Here is a 21,627-nt window from a genome sequence, read left to right as displayed (position 1 = left end):
AATTACAAATTATTAACTGAAAACTAATTAAGAATTAAGAAGTAAGAAGTAAGAAGTAAGAATTAAAAATTAAGAATTAAGAATTAAATCTTCTTCCAAAATTCTAACTACTTATAAACCTTTTCACTCTTCACTTTTCACTCTTCACTCTTCACTCTTCACTCTTCACTTTTCACTTTTCACTCTTCACTTTTCACTAATTTTTCAACAGCTCCTCCACTGCACGTTTCAGTTGCAGGTCATCCCCACTCGACAGTGATTCCGGGGTATTATATACTACCACATCGGGTTCCAATTGATTGTTTTCCATCACAGTACCTTTCGTATCCACTACAGTCACTTGCGGGATACCGAACACCAGAGACGGATCGATCTGGGTCTCCCACCATACGGCGGTCATCGTTCCCGGTACCGGGGCACCTACCAGTTTTCCAATACCCAACTCCTTATATACCCATGGGAATCCGTGTGCATTGGAATAATTACTCTCTCCCATCAGTACGATGGAAGGCTTATTCCATTTATTGAAAGGATCACTTCCTATATATTCTCCGCGGGGTGCAAACTTTTGGTATTCCTTTCCGCTCAGGAGCGTTGCCAGATCGTCGTGCAGCCATCCTCCTCCGTTGAAGCGGGTATCAACCACTACAGCCTCCTTATTCCGATATTTCCCGAGCAGATTCTGGTAAACATCCCTGAAACTCTCGCTGTTCATTCCACGTATATGGATATAGCCAATGCGTCCGCCGGAATATTTTTCAGTCAATTCTTCCCGCTGTTCTACCCAACGGTTATATAACAACTCATTTTCCTCTCCGGATGTAATAGGTTTGACAATCTCTTCGAACCGATCTCCTTCACCGGGTGTATAAGCAGTGATGATAACATGTTTACCAGCTTTTCCGTCGAGCAGGTGCCACCAGGTTTTTCCCGCTTGCACCGGTTCCCCGTCAATCTTTTCTATAACCACCCCGGCCTTCAGTTTTGTATTCGCTTTGACAAGCGGACTCCCTTTCATGATCTCTTTGATTTTCAAGCCATCCCCCTTATAGGAATCATCCCAGAAAACGCCCAGGGTAGCTGTCTGCCAACTGCTCCGGGGAGCCGAGTAACGCGCTCCGGTATGCGATGCATTCAATTCTCCCAGCATCTCCGACAACATCTCAGCGAAATCGAAATTGTTGTCGATATGCGGCAAGAACCGACGGTATGTTTCGCCATACATTTTCCAGTCCACACCATGCAGCTCCTTATCATAGAACTTATCCTTCACCTGCTTCCATGTATGGTCGAAGATATAGGCCCTTTCCGCCGCACCACGATAGTTAAAGGGAGCTGAGAACGATACATCGGTTACTTTCCCGTTCTCTATCTTTTTTATCTTTCCTTGCGATACCAAGTATAAATTCTTCTCCTCTTTGTCCGGAAGCAATAAACCATAACCCACATCTTTGCTCAACAACTTGGTCGTGTTTTCGAGGAAATCCTGCTCCCACAGATCGACACCCTTTTCAAAACTGGCCAGATAGTAGAGTTTTGATCCATCCTTGTTGAGATAGGCATCCGACAAGCTGGAAGAGTGGCGTGTCAGACGCACCACCCTGTGACGGCGGTTATCGAGGTCGAATACAAGCGGCTCCACCGTCCTGGTTGAATCCTTCTCAGCTTTCGATTCATCGTTGTCATCCTTATCCCCCTTTTTCTCTTTGCTCTCCTTTTTCTTATCTTTCTCCTTCGTCTCCTTCTCCATTTCTTTTTTCAATGCCCGCTCTTCCTTATCCATCCGGAAATCATCATAGGCATCGGGAGTAAGGAACATCAGGTAAGCATCGCGATGCGCTCCCCAGCTGCCATGGCTACGATATCCGGCCCGGTCGGAGAAGAACAGGATGGCTTTACCCTCCAGCACCCATTTGGCACGCACGTCGGTATAACCGCTGAGCGTGAGATTGGTCGTCCCACCCTTGCCATCAGCCCTGATCAGCGCTACGTCCTTATTATTCCAACCACCCGTATCGATATAATCCGAGAGGATCCATTTGCTGTCGGGCGACCACTGGAACCATTGGTCACCATCGCTGTAGGAATAATTGTATTTGGCATCCATCACCTTCCGCGACTTTTTGCTTTCTATATTGAGCACATAGATCGCGGAACGGTCTTCCAGATAAGCGATTTCTTTCCCGTCGGGAGAAAACAGCGGTTGGAAGGAAGGAGCACCTGTATCAGTCAGCTTTGTCTCTCTCAGTTCGCGGGCATAGCAGAAATATTTATCCTCTTTACGTACCAGTTCTGTACGGTAGATGTTCCAGGTATGGTCGCGTTCCGCCGAATAAACGAGCGAACGTCCGTCGGGACTGAAATCCACATCACGCTCCTGTTCCGCGGTATCAGTAATTCGCTTCGTGGTATTGAATTCAATGGAAGTGACGAATACATCGCCACGGGCAATAAAAGCGATCTCCTTTCCGTTGGGAGAGACAGCGATACTTCTTGCGCCGGTAGTAAGGGTCTGGTGAACCACATCCCTTTCAAAATTGTCTGAAACGGTACGGACATCAATTTTACGAGGTTTTTCCCCTTTCTTCATATAGTACAATTCTCCATTAAAAGAGAAACAAAGATTATCGTTTCTATCGATCGAGAGGAAGCGTACGGGGTGGTCTTTGAAATGTGTCAGCTGTACCGGGGTACCTCCTTCAAGGTCGCCACGATATACGTTAAACGTCCCATCCTGCTCACTCAGGTAATAAAAGCTATTCCCTTCGGACGACCAAACACCATTGCGGTTTTCACCTTTAAAAGCAGTCAGTTTGCGGTGCGTTTTCTTTTTGCTGTCATACAACCACACATCACGGGTAATGGACGAGGTGTGATGTTTTCGCCATACATCCTCATAACCTTTCCTGTCGGTATAAAGCCAAAGATTACCCTGTTGGGCAATATTTTCCATATGGATCGGAGAGACCATCCACGGACGATCTCCTTGCAGCGTCACGGCATATATCTGATTGAACAATCCCATCGGGAACTGCTGGCTTTCCTGCGCAGGCTGGATAAAGGCGCTGAACAGTACGGTGGTATCGTTTTGGAATCCTTCAGGGTATTCATTATTGGAATGGGTAGTGATCCGTTTAATTTCTCCGGTTTGGAGCGTAATCACATATACATCAAAATTTCCTTCACGGTTGGAAGCAAAAGCCAGCTTGTCTCCCTTTGGCGACCATACAGGACGTGTATCGTAGGATGCGTGTGAAGTCACTTGTGTAGCCCTGCCGCCGGAGACAGGCACGGTGAATATATCCCCTTTATAGGTAAATGCCACGGCAGCACCGTCCGGGGAGATCACACTGTTACGGAGCCAGAGAGGTATTTCCTGGGCATGCAACCAAAAAACAGCCAGGAAAAAAAAGGATGAAAGAAGGATTTTTCTCATCGGAATATGTATTATATCATTAGGGTTCAGACGGCATTATACCGCGCGCACCATCCATTTGCAAAATTACATAAAATTTATAAAACCTAAAACCATAATAGCCCCGAACAAGCACTGATTCTCAAAAAGAGACCGAGACATTGCAATATTAGTTATTTTTAGTATTTTTGTTTAATTGATCCGTATTGCACATTCAAAACAGATATGGCATACAATGTAAAAACATATTATCGTAAAGAGGATCTTCCCCCGATGGAGGGAACCAATTTTTTTCACAGTCCTTCCTCATTCGATTGGTACGCCCACAGTCCTGCCTATACCCCTTTGATGCTTATTGCATTCGAGGATGAGGAACCCGTGGCTGCCATGTTTGCTGTGATTATGCGGACCAATCGTTTCCTGAGGGGAAAATTATTTAAAAGGTGTGTCATCTCCCATCAACCGGCTTTTTTCAGAAAAAAACTGCCACAAATAGAAATATTCGATGTCCTTATTGCCCATCTGGTAAAAAAGGTACGTAACCGGGTATTCTTTATCCGTTATGAGAACGTGGGCAACACGATTTTCGGATATAAGGGGTTTCGTGAGAACGGATTCTATTCGGTCAAATGGATCAACGTCCGGAACTCCCTCCAGCGTAAAAGAAGAATTTGGGATCAGCTCTCGAAGAGCAGGAAAAACCAGGTCAACAACGCTATAAAAAAAGGGGTTGTAATAGAAGAATTTACCTCTGAAGATAAGTTACCGGAGATGTACAAGCTAATCCGTAATACGAATAACAAAAAGATATCCCGCAGGTTCCCTCCTTACCAATATTTCGAAAATTTCTTCTGTCATTATATAAAGCAAGGCAACGGAAAAATATTGCTTGCCCGTTATCAGGGTAAAATTATCGGAGGCATAATTCTGGGATTCGAGAAAAAAGAGACAGTCCATTGCCTTTATTACTGGGGTAAATCAAAACGATATAAGCTACTTTATCCTACTATCTTCACTATTTATCAGGCGATGCAGATATCGGAAAACAAGGGGTTTCATTATTTTGACTTTATGGATGTAAGTTTTCTGAATAAAAATACCGGACGTGCGCGGTTTCTGCTCCAGTTTGGCGGAAAGCAGCGGGCTACGAGGCGCTGGTACCGATTCAACTGGGGATTGCTCAACTTTTTCGCAAACCGCATTTATGACTGAAACTAATGAACAGAAGCCACTTCCCCTATTATGATACATAGGAAAATGGCTTCAATCCCGGCATTACCTAATCGGCCAATTGGCTGTAAGAAGGTTATCTTATTATTAGCTGAATTTCAATGAACTACTCTTATTTACTCTTTTGTTTACGTCGCCCGGATTACCGAAACAAGTAACATCTGCGGAGCCCGATACAGTGATATCGAGACGGTCTGTTACACGGATATTCCCATCGGAGGCGCCTGAAAAATCGGCATTGCAATTGCATGCGGTGAGTTTAGAAGCCGAAACATCACACCCACCACTCGCAGTCATGATGAGTTCGTCTGTCTTTCCCTCCAGTTCAATGTCGCATCCTCCACTGGCAGAAATCCGGGTCGTTTGTGCGGATATATCCCGCAATTCCACATCGCTACCGCCGCTCACTTCGGCTTTCACCTCCTGTGCAGCAATAAACCTTATCTCCGCATCACATCCGCCGGAGAACTGGCCCTTGAAGCGGTTGCAGTCCAGCCTTAAATTCTCCAAATCAGTACCACCGCTCAATTCAAGTTCGAAATCGCCGGCTTTTACTGGTGTTTCAAAACTGATATCCACTCCCCCTGACGCCTCTATCTTCGCTAAATCTGTAACGGTAACATACGCCTTTTGGACGATATTACGTGATTTACGTAAGTCATTAAAGGAGAATGCGCGGTTGTTCTTTTTGTTATAAATATGCAGCGTACCGTTTTTTACTTCCACGATAGCCCTATCCAATGCCTCTTCACTGACTTCTATGGAAACTGATTGACGGTCACCCTGGCGAACAATCACATCCCACCCGCCCGAGGCGTTGATGGCGGTAAATGGGGCCACCTGACGGTTTTGCTTTACAGTTTTGCTCTGTGCCGGAGCGCTTACGAATGCCATAGTGGCGAGGAGAATAGTAAATAATGTCTTCATTGTCAATAGTGTTTAATTTATACTTTTATCGTAATTATTTTTAATCCACAACTTTATTGTTAGACGTAATTTACTCTCTTTTGGTTACATCATTCTTTGTTTTTTTACTATTTTTCCCTAAAGTCTCCGGCACAATCGCAGGATATAGTCACTGAGGATATTACATTTAACAGTGCAGGAGTCAGTCTGGATGGATAATTCCTATAAGTGCCAGAGTTTGTCTTCCGAGTGTAAATGTTCGTAGCATCGGAATTGATTTTCAGGAATACGGGTACATATTATATGAAAATTGAGAAATTAGGATTCAAACAAACCGCTGCCCCGGAAACAAACCATGGTTTAATATATGTACCTATGAAATATCGGAAGGAACTATAAATTTGCAACTACTGATCTCACACGGTTGACAATAAAAGTTTTATACTGCTCCATATCCTGATCATCAGGATTTACATTCCAAAATAACATCATTACCTCCCGGATTTATATCTAAAAAACCAACAATTCCCGAAAATATGTAAACAAAAATCAACCAATATTCTTTTGGCTGCCACAGCAGACTTGAAAATACTAAATAAATTTAAAAGGTCAATATTTTCCGTTGGATTGTTTGGAGAAAATGAAGGAACTCGTTACTTTTGTAACGTGTTTTTCATGGTATTAGATTTAAGGTTAACAATGAAGATTGGTTGTCGTGAGACAACCATTTCTTTTTATATATAGTCCACTTTATTTGTATTTTTCCCATAAGGCAGAATAAATGATATTTCTCGTCTCGTCGATCAATCCGGGTATCCCGGCCTCCGCCAGTGATGCGGTAGGTATGGGCCGATGGATTACCAGTTCCATCTTTCCCGGTCTGAGGCGAAAACCGTCCCTGTGCAACACATTAAAAGTACCGTTAATCGTCAGCGGCACCACAGGCAGATTCATATCGTGGGCTACATAATAGGCGCCCCGCTTAAAACGGCCCATTTGTCCACTTCTCGTGCGTGCACCCTCCGGAAAGATTACCATAGATACCCCATCTACGATTTGCTCTTTCGCCTTTTTCAGGGAGGCTGCCCTCGCCTTAGGAGTAGTATTGTCTACAAATACGTGGCCGGCTTTTTCGGAGGCAAAGCCCACGAACGGAATCTTTCGCAAACTCTGCTTTTGCATCCATTTGACATTCTGATTCAGGAAACCATATACCAGAAAAATGTCGAATGCACTTTGATGATTGGCCACAAACACATACGATTGTCCGGGATCCAGATTCTCATGTCCGCGTGTCTTCACCCGGCATAGCGCCAACCAACAGGTTAATCTCGACCACCATTTGGGTGGATAATAGCCCCAGAACTTACTCCCGAAAAGGGGAGCCATCACCATTACCGTCAATGCCGTAATAAGGGTGAGCACAATAAAAATCGGCGCAAATATGAGCCATTGATATAAAAAAACAAGTATATTTTTCACTACCATCCAGTTTTAGTGTGATCAGTCTTTCAAAACGATATCAACCTCCGTCCTTCTCCTATACATCAACGGAAACTTTTTCACAAAAATATACAATTTGAGCATTACAAAGCGATAAAAAGTCAATTTTTTGGCTCCAAAGTTCATTTTTTGGCTGAATACGAAATTTTTATCTCTATTTATTTCCTTGTTTGTTGAATTTTGTGTTTATTTGCGTTACGAAATCAGAAACATAAATTATTGAACACACATGAAAGAATTAGCAAGAAACATCGGGGTAGTGGTAATGCTTATTGGCGTTGCTATTTTGGTAATTCCCTTTTTGACAGGTGCAACCAATAACACCAATTTAATCATCGGACTGATATTGGTAATTGAAGGATTACTGGGGCATATCTATGTGAATAACATGAAAAAGGGCAGTTTAGTAAGCAATATTCTCTGGGCAGTTATACTGTTAGTAATCCCCTTTGCGATCTTTTTCGTTTCTAAGAGAATGGCTTATTCTAACGAAGAAATAGCGGCTTATAACTAACAAGACCTTCTGTTTTACAACAGCGTACAACGGTTACGACAAAATATAAATACCCCGGGCATTTGCTTGCTTCGGGGTATTTTGTGTATTTCACCTTTCCACCTTATTCACCTTTCGCTTCGCGCAATCTGCTATCGCTCGGCAAATGTAAGTAAACTTACTTTACTCTCACTTACTCGCAGATTTCCACCTTTTCACTTTCTCCGAACCACATACAACTGAAAATTCTCATACCGTTTCACCACCACTTCATCTCCTTTATCAATAAAACCTTTCAGTGAGATGGCATCGTAGAAATCCCCCTCCACATTGACCTTGCCGGAGGGATGAAGGTCAGTCGCTGCCACTCCTGCTTTACCCACCAGGGAAAACGGTTCCATCGATACGGATACATATCCTTCCTGATCGGTATGCAGCGCCGCGAATTGCAGGAATCCGGGCTTACCGATCCGGCCCGAGAGGTAGATTATAAGTACCAGCCCCAGCCCTGTACCGCCTAAGACAATCATCAACGCCCTGAACATTTCCATGGCAGGTAATCCTTCAAAGTTAAACCGTATATTCCCTATGAGTGCGAGCACCAATGCAGAAAAAACAAAGAGTATCCCCAAAATGCCGGGTATGCCAAAACCGGGGACAACAAATATCTCAAAGACAATAAAAATAAGCCCCAGTACAAACAACAGCACTTCCCAATTCTGGGCATAGCCGGTAAGATAGAGAGGGGTGAAATAAAGGATCGCGGCCGTAATGGCTGCCGCCGTGGGGAATCCTATACCGGGTGATTGTAATTCAAAGTAAATCCCTCCTATAATAAACATGATAAGGAATGCCTGCACGATCCCGTTGGTAAGGAATCCCCGGATCCTATCATAAAAAGAGGGATTATAGGTCTCTAAAGTATAGTCGTTATAACCAAGATGGCTTACAATCACTTCATGTACACTTTCCGCAATACCGTCGCAATAACCCAATTCCATGGCCTGGCTGGCTGTCAGGGTAAGTATCTGTGTAGAATCGGCAAAACCGGGTATCACAACTCTTTCATCTACCATCGCTTCGGCAATTTTCGGGTCACGTCTCCATTTTGTGACAGTATCCCCTTCATGGACAGTCACAATCTGGCCGTGACTTTCGGCCGTGGCACGCATGATACCTCGCATATAGGACTGATGTTTATCGGAAGCCCTCTCCCCACTCCCTCCTTCTACCACTGTGGCAGCACCGATAGAGCTGCTGCCGCGCATGAAAATACTGTCACAGGCAATTGAGATAAGAGCACCTGCTGAAGCGGCATTATTGTCAATGAAAACATATACGGGAAGGGATGCGTTGAGAATGGTCGTACGCATAGAATCGGCCTCCAGTACGCTCCCTCCATAAGTATTCATATGTAAAAGCACTGCGGAGGCACCTCTCTTTGTTGCCTCATGAAGGCCATTCTGGAGATATATCCAGGTATTACTACCTATATTCTCCTTTATATTGACCCGATATACCATAGGTTTGGCATCCTGAGCCAAAAGATCAAAAGAAAAGACCAGGAAAAACAGGCACAGTGCGATTTGAAAATTTCTCATTTTTCACAAGGTTTAATACAACAAAGATAATAGAATTTGCGATTCACTATTCATTTTAATTAAAAATGTCTATATTTGTAGTTCAAATTATCAGTATGAGCACAATTTTACTAAGCATAGGATCAAATACGTTTGCCAAGACCAATATCGACAAGGCAAAAAGAATGCTTTCATTTCTTTTTCCTGATATTGTTTTCAGTGAGCCCATCCTGACTGAGCCGGAAGACGACAAGTATGCGTACCTTTTTCGCAATGTGCTTGCAAAAGCCAATACTGAGATGTCTCCGGAAGAAGTGATTGACAAGATTAAACAGACAGAACGGGCCGTAGGACGTACCCCCAGAGATAAATATTTAGGCAGGATGATCATGGATATCGATCTTATCCAATATCAGGGCCGGATACTCCGTCCCCAGGACTTTGAAAGGGATTACGTACAACAGTTGCTACCCACCCTGCCGGAACTCGACACAGTAATTCCCGTCGCAGCCGAACCCGAACCCGAACCAGATCCAATCATTGATCCCGAAATTCCGGAAGAGGAGGATTGAGAATACATCCTACGATATGACTACCGTATCCTGGGGGACGGGATACGACCTCATTTTTACAATGCGCGTACAATCAGTTCAATCTGGAGACGGATTTCACCCCTTTCACAGCCTTTAGCTTTTTAATTAATTGGTCGAGCATCGACGTATCACCCAGCATCACGGCAATATTTCCCTGAAAAAGGCCGTCGTTGGAGTCGATAGTGATAGAACGCATTTGCACACCCTCTTCCTTTGAAATGATGGACATCAGGTTGGCCACAATATTCAACTGGTCGTTCCCTATCACCCTCAACACAATAGTATAACTGGACGAACTTGTCTTCCCCGACCATCGGGCTTTTAATACGCGGTAACCGAACCGGGAGAAGAGATCGTGTGCGTTCGGGCAGTTTACACGATGGATTTTGATCCCCTGTGAAGAGACAAACCCGAAAATATCATCCCCAAAAATAGGATTACAGCATTTTGCCAATTTATAATCCACACCGGTCAGGTTCTGGTCGATGATCAACTCATCGGAACCACTGATTTCAGGGGAAGGTGTCTTTAAAGTGAATTCTCCGGCACTCACCGTAGCATGGCCTTCCCGGCTTTCAGACTCTTTATTTTCCAATTCCAGATAGCGGTCGATCACCCAGTTCACATCGATCTTTTCAGAAGCAATATCCACATAGAATTCGGTGACGGTCTTGTACCTGAGTTTTTTGATCAGTTGCATCAGGCGTGGTTCATCCACTTCGATCTTCCGGTTTCTCATCCGGCGCAGAAGTGTTTCCTTCGCTATATCGACCTGCTTGCCGGCTTCCTCCTTCAGCAACTGGCGTATTTTGGTCCGCGCTTTTGAGGTCACAGCAAAGTTCAGCCAGTCCTGCTTGGGTGTTTGGTGTGACGAAGTATTGACTGCCACCTGGTCGCCACTTTTCAGCACGTGCCTGATGGGTACGTTCTTCCCGTTCACCCTTCCCGATACACAAGCGGCTCCCAGGTTAGAATGTATCGCAAAAGCGAAATCAAGCACCGTCGCTCCTTTGGGAAGTTTGAACAGGTCGCCCTTCGGAGTAAAAACAAAGATCTCCTCGTCATACAGATCGAGTTTGAAATCCGTCAGCTTCTGGCTCAGGTTGGTATCGCTGTCTTCCAGCGACTCCCGCAGCGAACTCAACCAGTTATCCAGCGTGGTCTCCCCCTTTACACCCTTATACTTCCAATGGGCTGCCAATCCGCGCTCAGCGATCTCGTCCATCCGTTTTGAACGGATCTGCACTTCCACCCATCGCCCGTCCGGCCCCAACACCGTGATATGGAGCGATTCATAACCATTGCTTTTGGGAATCGAGAGCCAGTCCTTCAACCGTTTGGGATTAGGCTGATACATATCGGTAATAATGGAATACACCTGCCAGCACTGCGCTTTCTCCTGTTCGGGTGATGCATCGAGGATTACGCGGATGGCGAACAGATCGTAAATATTTTCAAACTCGATCTTCTGTTTTTTGAGTTTATTCTGTATGGAATAGATGGATTTGGTACGTCCCTTGATATCGTATTTCAGTCCCGTCTTATCCAGACGTTCCTTTACCGGACCGATAAATTCACTGATATAACGGTCGCGCGACCGCTTCGTCTCATTCAGTTTATGGGCTATGAAATCATATTGCTCCCGGTCGGTATATTTCAGGGAAAGATCCTCGAGCTCCGATTTTATAGTATAAAGGCCAAGCCGGTGTGCAAGAGGCGCATACAGATAGGTGGACTCCACGGCAAGATCTAACCTGCATGAAGGTTCACTCTCCTTTGCATCGCGCATACGCTGGAGTTGTTGCGCTATCATGATAAATACTACCCGGATATCCTCAGCAATGGAAAGCAGCAATTTGATATAGTTTTCCGACTCAACGGCATTCTTTTTATCACTGAACTGATTCACTTTCCTCAATCCCCGCAGAATACTCTCCACCTCGCTGCCGAATAGCTGCTCGATTTCCTCCGCGGACTGATCGCCTGCTATTGCCCTATGAAAAAGCAAGACTGCACATACGGCCGGTTGCTTCAGTCCTATCTCATCGATAATAATGACAGCCGTGCGCATAGCCAGCACAAGGGGATACAACGTCTCGCTCCCGGGTTGCTCTTCCGCCTTTTTGAAAGATTGGAGCAACATCCCTTTCAAGCCGGACACTTTCCTGACATCCCACTCCTGCCTGAGAAAGGAGTAGAGTCTGGCATAAAGCCGGAAGAACTCACTGCGGTCTATAAAGGTGTTTTTTCCCATTTTCCCTGTTTAGTTGCTTTTTCTCTCACAAATTTACAATTTTCTTCCGATATCAGTAAAGCAACAGATAAAAAGTCAAAAACAAATCGTTATATTTGTACACAAATAAGTGCGACAACATCAAACCCATTATCTTATGCGGAAATTTATATCTCTTTTGTTCCTTCTTGCCATCCCATTTATTTTACCGGCACAGCAGGTAGAGGCACTCTCTTTGAATGAGGGCTGGGAATTCTCACAGATGAATAATAACCAATGGTACACTGCCGAAATACCGGGATCGGTACAACGTGACCTGGTGCGCCATAATGTGCTGCCCGACCCTTTCTATGGTACCAACGAAGAGAAGATACAATGGGTGGAAGATGAAAACTGGGATTTCAGGAAAACCTTCACCATAACGGCCGATCAATTGAAGTATGACGATGCACAACTCCTTTTCGAGGGGTTGGACACCCATGCCGATGTGTTCCTGAACGGCGCACGTATCCTGCATTCCGAAAATATGTTCATCGGATACAAGATCCCGGTGAAGCAGTTACTCAAAGAGGGAGAGAACCATCTTTATATCCGTTTCTACTCACCGCTACAACTGATGATGCCGGCAAGGGCGACTTTTGGCTACGACTACCCGGCAGGAAACGACCACAGGGAGGAGAAACTAAGTATTTATAACCGTAAGGCACCCTACCATTTCGGATGGGACTGGGGTATCCGTATCGCCCAGATGGGGATATGGAAGCCGGTTTCGCTCAATTTCTACAACGATGCCCGCATCGAGGACTATTATGTGAAACAAACGTCTGTAACAGCACAGTCGGCCAAGATTGAGAATCAGATAGAAATCCAGTCTTTAGCCAATGTACCCGTACAGGCTGTCGTTACTGTGACATACAGCCTTCGGGATGATGCCGGTAAACCTGTTTCAAAGAACGTGACCCTACAGCCGGGAAAGAACGTGGTTTCCATACCATTGGAAGTTGATCAACCAAAACGGTGGATGCCTGTAAATTGGGGAGAGCAACATCTTTATGATTTCAGGGTGCAAGTTCTGTCGGGCAACCGGGAAATTGCTAAAAAAACAGTACGTACAGGTTTACGCTCCGTCCGCCTGATACAGGAACCGGATGAACATGGCAAATCGTTCTATTTCGAGGTCAACGGAACACCTATCTTTGCCAAAGGTGCCAACTATATCCCGGGCGAGATCTTCACCACACAACAGGATGCGGCTTTCTATGACAGGCTTTTCGAAAATATTTCCGCCACCAATATGAATTTCATCCGGATATGGGGAGGCGGCATCTACGAAAATGAGGATTTTTACCGACAGGCCGATGAAAGGGGTATCCTTGTATGGCAGGACTTTATCTTCGGGTGCACGCCCTACCCTTCCGACGACGCTTTCCTGGCGAACGTGCGGGAGGAGGTAATTTATAATATCAAGCGCCTTCGCAACCACGCCTCACTTGCTTTCTGGTGCGGTAACAACGAGGTGGAAGAAGGACTCAAATACTGGGGTTGGCAGAAACAGTACCCGGTTGAAGTAATGGACGCATGGTTCAAGGGATACGATAAAACCTTCCGCAAATTGATCCCCAATTTAGTGGACGAATTAGATGGTACCCGCAGTTATATCCACGGATCACCTTACGACTCCAACTGGGGAATTCCCGGAAAATTCGCATCCAGCGACGTGCACGACTGGGGACTCTGGCACGGACGTATGCCATTCGAAGCAATGGCTGACAGATTACCACGCTTTGCCAGCGAATTCGGCTTCCAGTCGTTCCCTGAGATGAAGACTATCCGGACCTTTGCAGAAGAAAAGGATTTCGATATCAGTTCCGATGTGATGAAGATACATCAGAAAAGCGGAATTGGAAATGAAGTGATCAAACAATATATGGACATGTATTTCCATACGCCGAAGAATTTCGAGGATTTCGTCTATATAGGTCTCGTCATGCAGGGCAACGGCATGGAGGAGGCGGTGGAGGCGATGCGCCGTGGAAGACCCTATTGCATGGGAGCATTCTACTGGCAAATCAACGACGATTGGCCGGTAGTCTCCTGGTCGAGTATCGATTACTACAACAACTGGAAGGCACAACACTACCGCATGAGGGATGTCCTGGCCCCCCTCGCCTTGGGTGTCGAATCAAAGGATGGCCAATTGAATTATTACACCATGTCCGATTATCTACAGGATTACAACAATCTCCGTCTTACGGTGCAGGTGATCGATTTCTCCACAGGAAAACGGAAAGAATTCACCGAACGTGTCGATGCCAAAGCCAACGACAGCCGAATCGTCAAGACATTCAATATAGCCGATCTGGTGAGTGAAACGGAGAAGGCATATACCATGATCCATGCTTTTCTCAGTGATAGCAAAGGAAACGTGATATCTTCCAAAGATCATTTCTTCTTTTGGCCCAACAAGCTGGAATTGCCGGAAACGGAAGTCAAAACCAGTGTACAATACCGTGATGGTGAGTACAGGGTAACCCTTTCAAGCAAAAAGCTGGCGAAAGACGTCTTTGTGGAAATACCCATCCAGGGTGCCCGCTTCAGCGACAACTTCATCGACTTGTTACCGGGAGAAAAAAGAACGATCACCATCACCTCTCCTGAACTCAGGGCAGCTGATAAAACGCCCCTCACGGTGAAGCACGTCAGGGATACTTACTAATGTGAGAATGTGCCAATCCCGATAACTTGTCCCGATTTATCGGGTAAACGGGATAAGTAGTGAATAATCCCGATGAGTCGGGATAACTTGTCCCGATCTTCGGAAGGAGTGTCAATCTAAGTTATGAGGGTAATTAATTGGTAATTAGTAATTGGTAATTAGTAATTGGTAATTAGTAATTGGTAATTAGTAATTGGTAATTGGTAATTAGTAATTGGTAATTGGTAATTAGTAATTGGTAATTGGTAATTAATAATTAATAATTAACCAATTGCGAAAGCATAAACTATGGAAAAAAAAGAAGACCTTTCGATATTATTGGTGGTGTCGGTAACCTCCTTCATGGGTACCTTTCTGGTATCAGCAGTCAATATCGCCTTACCCACTATTGAAAGAGACCTGGCACTCAATGCCATTGAACTGAGTTGGGTTATCACCGCTTTTATCCTGGCTATGGCACTTTTCATGCTGCCGTCAGGAAGTTGGGGCGACCGGACTGACAACCGGCGATTATTCAAATTGGGGGTGATACTGTTCACCATTTCATCCGGTATCTGCTATGTGGCACCTGATGGGCATTGGCTGGTTGCTGCCCGCTTCCTGCAAGGTATCGGCGCCGCTTTTACCGGTACCACGGGACAGGCTATCCTGGTATCTTCATTCCCGGCTGAACGACGAGGACAGGTACTCGGCATCTCCGTGGCTTCGGTATATAGCGGACTGGCATTGGGTCCACTGATCGGAGGCTTCATCACCCTCCATATCGGCTGGCGCTCCCTCTTTCTGATAGCCGCGATCTTTGGCCTGGTCACTATCCTTATCTCATACCTCTTCTTAAAGAGTAAAGAGAATAAACATACATCCGCCAAAGGAGGAGATAAAACAGGGACTCTCCTGTTTATGGTAGGCCTTGCCGCATTGGTCTATGGCTCTTCACTGATTCCTTCCGCTATGGGTTGGGGAATGATGAGTGGGGCTGTAATCCTGCTGCTGCTTTTCTGGAGATATGAAAGCCGGACAGAGTACCCGATGCTCGATACGCGCCTCTTCTCCCATAACCGTCTTTTCACCTATTCCAGCCTGTCGGCACTCATCAACTACACATCGACCTTTGCCATCGTCTTTTTTCTCAGCCTCTACCTGCAAAAGGTACAGGGACTCTCTCCACGCGATGCGGGGGCGGTGATCGTAGCACAACCGGTCATGATGGCTCTCTTTTCTCCAATCGTGGGGCGGCTGTCGGACAAGATACAACCACGTTACTTTGCCACAACCGGCATGGCTATGTGTACCACGGGGTTAGGCATGCTGGCTTTCCTTGGCCCTTCAACTCCCATCTGGATCATTGTGGCTATTCTGATTTGGGTGGGACTCGGCTTTGCCCTCTTCTCTTCTCCCAATATGAATACCATTATGAGCTCAGTAGAAAGACGGCAATATGGACAAGCTTCGGGACTCGCCTCTTCCATGCGGGTATTCGGGCAGATCATCAGTATGAGCATCGTCACCCTGATCTTCTCCCTGCTTTTCGGCAGCCACTCTATTGAAGAAGTACCCAATTCCGTTTTCTTACAGGCTATGCGCTGGGGATTCATTATCTTCACCCTGATCGGCCTGCCGGGTATTTACTTCTCTTTTAACCGGGGAAATCTGAGAAGGAAAGAATAGGATAAGAGAGATTACAACTCTTCCGATAAAATTTTCTGTAAAAGATAAGTAGCATTCAGGTTCCTGGACACACCGCGCTGTATTTTATAGCTGTAGTGCTCTTCCTCCGAAAGGGATATCTCGAAACAATAATTTTGAAACAGACCGGGGAACTCATCTTCTAATTTCGCCAATTCCAGATCGTGGGTAGCGATAATCCCCGTTACCGGCAACTCCGCCATTTTTTTCAGGAACAATACCGATCCGTCGAGTTTATCCTTTGAGTTGGTTCCCTTTAACAGCTCATCCAGTATGATGAGTGTATGCCGGTGTGCACGGCAATACCGGATCAACTCCCTCATCCTTTCCAGTTCCGCCTTGAAATAAGAGGTGCCCGATGATAGATCATCCGTATTGCGCATACTGCTGAAGAGGTTGAACAGCGTGAAACTGAATTTCGACGCACACACATTCATACCACTGACAGCCAGGATATAATTCACTCCCAGCGTACGCAGAAATGTGCTCTTTCCTGCCATGTTGGCTCCCGTAATGATCAGGAACTGCTTTTTATTGATCACGATATCATTGTCCACCCGCTTCTCTTTGGAGATAAACGGATGTCCTAATCCGGATGCTTCGATGAGGATATCGGCCCGTTCTGTGATCAATGGTTGAATAAATTCAGGCAAATTGAACATATAAGTAGCCTGGGAAACTCTTGCTTCCATCTCAGCCAATGCACTGATCCAGGATTGAAGATGTGGCAGGTATTTGTCTTTCCATCGATAGAATTGCCTCAACAGAAACAGGTCGCGCAAGAAAAGGCCATTCAGCAGCACAAGAATATAAGCATTGCTACGCTGGTCGAATTTCTTTAACAGGACAGAAAGCTCTTTCAATGCTTCACGGGAGTTATAAGTACCGAACAGGTGTTCTTTTAAATCCCTGTTTTCAGCAGCATTAAAAGTTTCCGGATACATACTCTGTAACAAATCGGCATGGATTCTGGTATTTTTGTATAAAAAGCCGATATCGGAACCAACCCTGTTCAATACCTTGTTAAAAGTCATCGGGACGAAAAGCTGTATCATAAACAATGTGATAAATACCGACCAGGGAATGATTTCCATCCATGCCAATAGCATTGATGCCAGTGTGATGGCAATAGAGATATAAATAAGTGCCAACCCTGCCCTGGAAGTCAGCCGGGAATTATTACTCTTGTGTTCGGTGATCAGTGTATAATTATTTTTCTCTTCATCAAACCCTTTGCAGATAGCCATAAACCGGTGCCTGAAATCATCTTTCCGCACCAACTCCGAGAGCGACTCCTGCTTTGCCAGTATCTCCTCTTCACTGCCAGGTATTGAGCTCAGCTTTCCGGCCAGGATAGCACCTGCCTCATGTGTTACCGTCCTGTTGATCATGTGATAAATGGAGTTTTCTCCGAAAATATCCAGGTCATAAGAATAGGCATGCTTCTTATCGATAAATTGTTCTCCCTTATCGAACGAAGCGTAATCACCTTCTAAAAAACTGATCTCATTGGTAAAAACACTGTGCAAAGCCATATAATAAGCCTTCTTTTGCAGGTAATATTCGTCCCACCTGTACAACAAAGAGAAAACCACAAATGAGAGTGCAGCCGATATAAGACAGATTGTCCTGTCCCATCCCCATTGAAAGGTACCAATCACCAGCAAAACTCCCGCCACGAAGCATACAATTTTCAGGAACGGAAATATCCTTAACCGGGATTTCACCTTATCCAGCTCCAATGCATTCTCCTCCATTTTCTTTTTGTAATACTCCTTGTTCATTTCTTCAATTGATAAATGTGATATACGATCAACAAAGATACATCTTTTCCGAAGTTCCATCACCACATCACCACTTTGGCACATTAGTTACATTGACATATTGACTTCGTCCATTTTCTGTCGTCACTCGACAAAGCTCAAACAAGTTTACCTATGTACTCGTTCCTGAGAAAATTGGCAAATTAGTTATATTAAATCATTATCTTTGCACCCGCAAACAAAAAAATAAATCCTTTCCGGAACCCGTTTTCCAACGGCCCCCTTCTTGCAAGGTGTTGCGAATGGGCATTTTTTAAGGAAGAGAGTTGTCGGAACGGTTCCAAAAATAGAATTGTAACAAAATGGCTAAAGAATTGAAGGAGCTTACGCCCCGCAGTAAAGATTACTCCCAGTGGTACCTCGATCTAGTAATTAAAGCTGAACTGGCAGAGAATTCCGCCGTGCGCGGTTGTATGGTGATCAAACCCTATGGTTATGCGATATGGGAAAAGATGCAACGCCAGCTGGACGATATGTTCAAGGAAACCGGACATGTGAATGCCTATTTCCCGTTGTTTATTCCTAAATCCTTTCTTAGCCGTGAAGCCGACCATGTGGAAGGATTCGCCAAGGAATGCGCCGTAGTGACACACTACCGCCTCAAAAATGCGCCCGACGGCAGTGGCGTGGTGGTCGATCCTGAAGCCAAACTCGAAGAGGAACTGATTGTACGCCCCACTTCGGAAACTATTATCTGGAGTACTTACAAAAACTGGATACAATCCTACCGCGATCTACCTATCCTTATCAACCAATGGGCCAACGTAGTACGCTGGGAAATGCGTACACGTCTTTTCCTTCGTACGGCCGAATTCCTCTGGCAGGAAGGACATACTGCCCACGCCACAAAAGAGGAAGCTATCGCCGAGGCCGAGCAGATGATCAATATCTATGCCGAGTTTGCAGAGAAATATATGGCTATGCCGGTAATAAAGGGATTCAAATCGGAATCCGAACGTTTTGCCGGTGCTGTCGACACATACACCATCGAAGCGTTGATGCAGGATGGTAAAGCTCTGCAATCAGGTACTTCCCATTTCCTGGGACAGAATTTTGCCAAAGCGTTCGACGTACAATTTACCGATCAGAGCGGGAAACGCGATTATGTGTGGGCCACCTCATGGGGCGTTTCTACACGGTTGATGGGCGCCCTGATCATGTCGCACTCCGACGACAACGGGCTGGTGCTCCCCCCAAAACTGGCACCTTATCAGGTGGTGATCGTTCCCATCTATAAGAACAGCGAACAACTGCAACAGATCGATGAAAAAGTGGCTGGTATCGTGAAACGGTTGAAAGCCCTCGGCATCAGTGTGAAATATGATAACTCCGACAACAAGAAACCTGGGTGGAAATTCTCGGAATATGAACTCAAAGGGGTACCGGTGCGCCTTGCCATGGGTGGACGCGACCTGGAGAACAACACCATCGAGGTAGCCCGACGGGATACCCTCACGAAAGAGACGCTGTCGTGCGACAATATTGAAACCCACATCCAATCGCTGCTGGACGAGATGCAGGAAAATATCTACAGGAAAGCAGCCGATTTCCGTGCTTCCCAGACCCGCGAGGTGAATTCCTACGAAGAATTCAAAGAAGAGATCGAGAAAGGCGGGTTCCTGCTCTGCCATTGGGACGGTACACCCGAAACGGAAGAACGTATCAAGGATGAGACCAAAGCTACGATCCGCTGTATCCCACTTGACGGCGACAAGACGCCCGGCCAGTGTATGGTGACCGGCAAGCCGTCGACACAACGGGTAATATTCGCCCGGGCGTACTAAAAACCGGGAAAAGCCTTGATCCCAAAAGTCTTTACTCTTTATTCTTTACTCTTTACTCTCAATCAACATGTCCACAGTAAAAAACTGGATATCCGCTTTTCGTCTACGGACACTTTTCCTGGCCGTGGCAACTGTTGTTTTGGGAAGTGGGTTAGCCTTGCACGAAGGAAACTTCAGTATGACGATCCTCCTGCTCACTCTCCTGTTGGCTGTTGCTATTCAAATATTAGCGAACCTGGCCAATGACCTGGGTGATTTTCAGAAAGGCACCGATACCACCGGACGCCGGCAAGGACCTGCCCGTACCCTGCAGAGTGGAAAAATCTCTGTCCGGGAAATGAAAGGGGCCATCGCTATCTTCTCCACTATCTGTATCATTACCGGTCTTGCGCTGGTGATGGATGTAATCGATTATATTCCACGCTCGTACATATTCCTGTTGATCGGTTTAGGTGGAGCAAGCATCCTTGCGGCGCTCTTCTATACACTGGGGAGACATGCCTATGGTTACAAGGGTTGGGGCGATCTTCTGGCTTTTATTTTCTTCGGTCCCGTACCGGTGATAGGTACTTATATCCTCCACACCCATGTACTCGATTTCCATCCCGTCATGCCCGCCATCGGGATGGGATTGATCAGCGCAATGATATTAAATATCAATAATATGAGGGATATAGAGAACGACAAGGCATCCGGGAAAGTTACCCTCGCTGTAAAAATGGGAATCAAAAAAGCAAAGATATACCATGCGGCAATGACCCTCGCCACGTTCCTTTGTTTCCTCGGGTATAGCACCATGTATGAGCCATCGCCGTGGTACCGGTACCTTTACCTGCTGTTTTTTCTCTTTCTGTTCAGGATATTGGATGACATACGGAGAAAAAAGGACCATGCGCTCGACCCTTACCTGAAACTCACTTCTCTCTCGGGATTCCTGCTGGCAATCGCTTTCTCGATATGTATCAATATCTGAGTGGCTACTGTGAGTTTGTCTCCATGTAATGGATCAGGGAAGCAACCGCTTCCGTGTCTTTAAAATCGACCTTGTTCTCCCTGGTATATTTGTTATAAAGCGACTTCTGTTTATTGTAGATTTTTTTTAACTGCCCCATCGACGAAAAACTCTTCAACCCCTCACCATTATCTAACCAATAAATCACAGAACTATTCACTTTGAAATCATCCGGCAGATCCAATTGATAAATTACACCGGATCCCGACCAACTTGAATAGCTGGTGGTGGAAGAGGTCTGTGAAGTACCTCCGTACGCAGCCGGTTTCCCGGGAGGGATTATCCGGCATTTATGTTGAACAAGCAACTTATATCCATCCCGGTGAATTACTTCGGCAAATTTATTCTTATCAAGCAGCACGAATTTACGATTCTCTATAAAAACGGTGTCCAATTGATTCAATGTTAATTCTGCAAAAGCCAATTTTTGTCCGTTCTGATCAAAGATCATCTCTTCTGTTGCAGCATTATAATTGAGTAGAGCCGGATTTTTGGTACCATCTTTCATTAAAACTGTCCCCTTCGTGAATTCGGGCAGAATATAGTGATATATCTCTTTTCCTTGCCGCTGTGCAGCCAAAGAAAAACAGCACAATATGAGAGAAAAAAGTAAAATATGTCTATAATTCATCGGTATATTATTTTTTAAACTG

General features: G+C 45.4%; 14 protein-coding genes. 7 read left to right on the top strand and 7 right to left on the bottom strand.

The window, feature by feature from the left end; all coding sequences use genetic code 11:
- Positions 1-196: 196 nt before the first annotated feature.
- The gene (locus ABV001_RS15340; RefSeq protein ID WP_352423615.1) at positions 197-3,436 is read right to left on the bottom strand and encodes a S41 family peptidase; all 3,240 of its coding nucleotides are present in this window, start codon (positions 3,434-3,436) and stop codon (positions 197-199) included.
- Between the two features lie 204 nt (positions 3,437-3,640).
- Here ABV001_RS15340 and ABV001_RS15335 point away from each other — a divergent pair, with 204 nt between their 5' ends.
- Entirely contained in the window at positions 3,641-4,627 is a 987-nt protein-coding gene (locus ABV001_RS15335; RefSeq protein WP_352423614.1) for a peptidoglycan bridge formation glycyltransferase FemA/FemB family protein, read from the top strand.
- A gap of 105 nt (positions 4,628-4,732) precedes the next feature.
- Here ABV001_RS15335 and ABV001_RS15330 read toward each other — a convergent pair whose 3' ends face one another.
- Positions 4,733-5,572 carry a head GIN domain-containing protein gene (locus ABV001_RS15330; RefSeq protein WP_352423613.1) on the bottom strand — a complete coding sequence of 280 codons (840 nt, stop codon included), beginning with the start codon at positions 5,570-5,572 and terminating at the stop codon, positions 4,733-4,735.
- A gap of 729 nt (positions 5,573-6,301) precedes the next feature.
- Positions 6,302-7,033, bottom strand: coding sequence for a lysophospholipid acyltransferase family protein (locus ABV001_RS15325; protein WP_352423612.1), 732 nt, complete (start codon positions 7,031-7,033; stop codon positions 6,302-6,304).
- A 250-nt stretch (positions 7,034-7,283) separates the two neighbouring features.
- Between ABV001_RS15325 and ABV001_RS15320 the strand changes: the two genes are divergently transcribed.
- Complete coding sequence (locus ABV001_RS15320; RefSeq protein ID WP_323422768.1) at positions 7,284-7,568, top strand: hypothetical protein; 285 nt, start codon at positions 7,284-7,286, stop codon at positions 7,566-7,568.
- Positions 7,569-7,762: 194 nt separating this feature from the next.
- On the opposite strand, the gene ABV001_RS15315 is transcribed toward ABV001_RS15320, so the two are convergent.
- Positions 7,763-9,148 (bottom strand): NfeD family protein, encoded by a 1,386-nt coding sequence (locus ABV001_RS15315; protein ID WP_352423611.1) that lies wholly within the window; start codon positions 9,146-9,148, stop codon positions 7,763-7,765.
- Between the two features lie 95 nt (positions 9,149-9,243).
- On the opposite strand from ABV001_RS15315, the gene ABV001_RS15310 reads away from it, so the two are divergent.
- Positions 9,244-9,699 carry a 2-amino-4-hydroxy-6-hydroxymethyldihydropteridine diphosphokinase gene (locus ABV001_RS15310; protein WP_352423610.1) on the top strand — a complete coding sequence of 152 codons (456 nt, stop codon included), beginning with the start codon at positions 9,244-9,246 and terminating at the stop codon, positions 9,697-9,699.
- Between the two features lie 73 nt (positions 9,700-9,772).
- Here ABV001_RS15310 and ABV001_RS15305 read toward each other — a convergent pair whose 3' ends face one another.
- Positions 9,773-11,974 (bottom strand): RelA/SpoT family protein, encoded by a 2,202-nt coding sequence (locus tag ABV001_RS15305; RefSeq protein WP_352423609.1) that lies wholly within the window; start codon positions 11,972-11,974, stop codon positions 9,773-9,775.
- A gap of 136 nt (positions 11,975-12,110) precedes the next feature.
- On the opposite strand from ABV001_RS15305, the gene ABV001_RS15300 reads away from it, so the two are divergent.
- Both ABV001_RS15300 and ABV001_RS15295 read left to right on the top strand, forming a co-directional pair.
- On the top strand, positions 12,111-14,669 hold the full coding sequence (locus ABV001_RS15300) for a beta-mannosidase (RefSeq protein WP_352423608.1): 2,559 nt from the start codon (positions 12,111-12,113) through the stop codon (positions 14,667-14,669).
- A gap of 288 nt (positions 14,670-14,957) precedes the next feature.
- Positions 14,958-16,337 (top strand): MFS transporter, encoded by a 1,380-nt coding sequence (locus ABV001_RS15295; protein WP_352423607.1) that lies wholly within the window; start codon positions 14,958-14,960, stop codon positions 16,335-16,337.
- 11 nt (positions 16,338-16,348) lie between these two features.
- On the opposite strand, the gene ABV001_RS15290 is transcribed toward ABV001_RS15295, so the two are convergent.
- A complete protein-coding gene (locus tag ABV001_RS15290) occupies positions 16,349-18,139 on the bottom strand; it encodes a MutS-related protein (protein WP_352423606.1) in 1,791 nt (596 codons plus the stop codon).
- Between the two features lie 341 nt (positions 18,140-18,480).
- Between ABV001_RS15290 and proS the strand changes: the two genes are divergently transcribed.
- Together proS and menA are read left to right on the top strand one after the other, a co-directional pair.
- Positions 18,481-19,962: a proline--tRNA ligase gene (gene proS / locus ABV001_RS15285; RefSeq protein ID WP_352423605.1), complete on the top strand. Its 1,482-nt coding sequence runs from the start codon at positions 18,481-18,483 to the stop codon at positions 19,960-19,962.
- A 67-nt stretch (positions 19,963-20,029) separates the two neighbouring features.
- The gene (gene menA, locus ABV001_RS15280) at positions 20,030-20,935 is read left to right on the top strand and encodes a 1,4-dihydroxy-2-naphthoate octaprenyltransferase (protein WP_352423604.1); all 906 of its coding nucleotides are present in this window, start codon (positions 20,030-20,032) and stop codon (positions 20,933-20,935) included.
- A gap of 4 nt (positions 20,936-20,939) precedes the next feature.
- On the opposite strand, the gene ABV001_RS15275 is transcribed toward menA, so the two are convergent.
- A complete protein-coding gene (locus tag ABV001_RS15275; RefSeq protein WP_352423603.1) occupies positions 20,940-21,605 on the bottom strand; it encodes a hypothetical protein in 666 nt (221 codons plus the stop codon).
- Positions 21,606-21,627 lie beyond the last annotated feature (22 nt).

This window comes from Proteiniphilum sp. (genome assembly GCF_040307845.1).
Lineage (GTDB): Bacteria > Bacteroidota > Bacteroidia > Bacteroidales > Dysgonomonadaceae > Proteiniphilum.
Note: the sequence above shows the minus strand (reverse complement) of the source record. Positions and strands in the feature narration are given on the sequence as shown.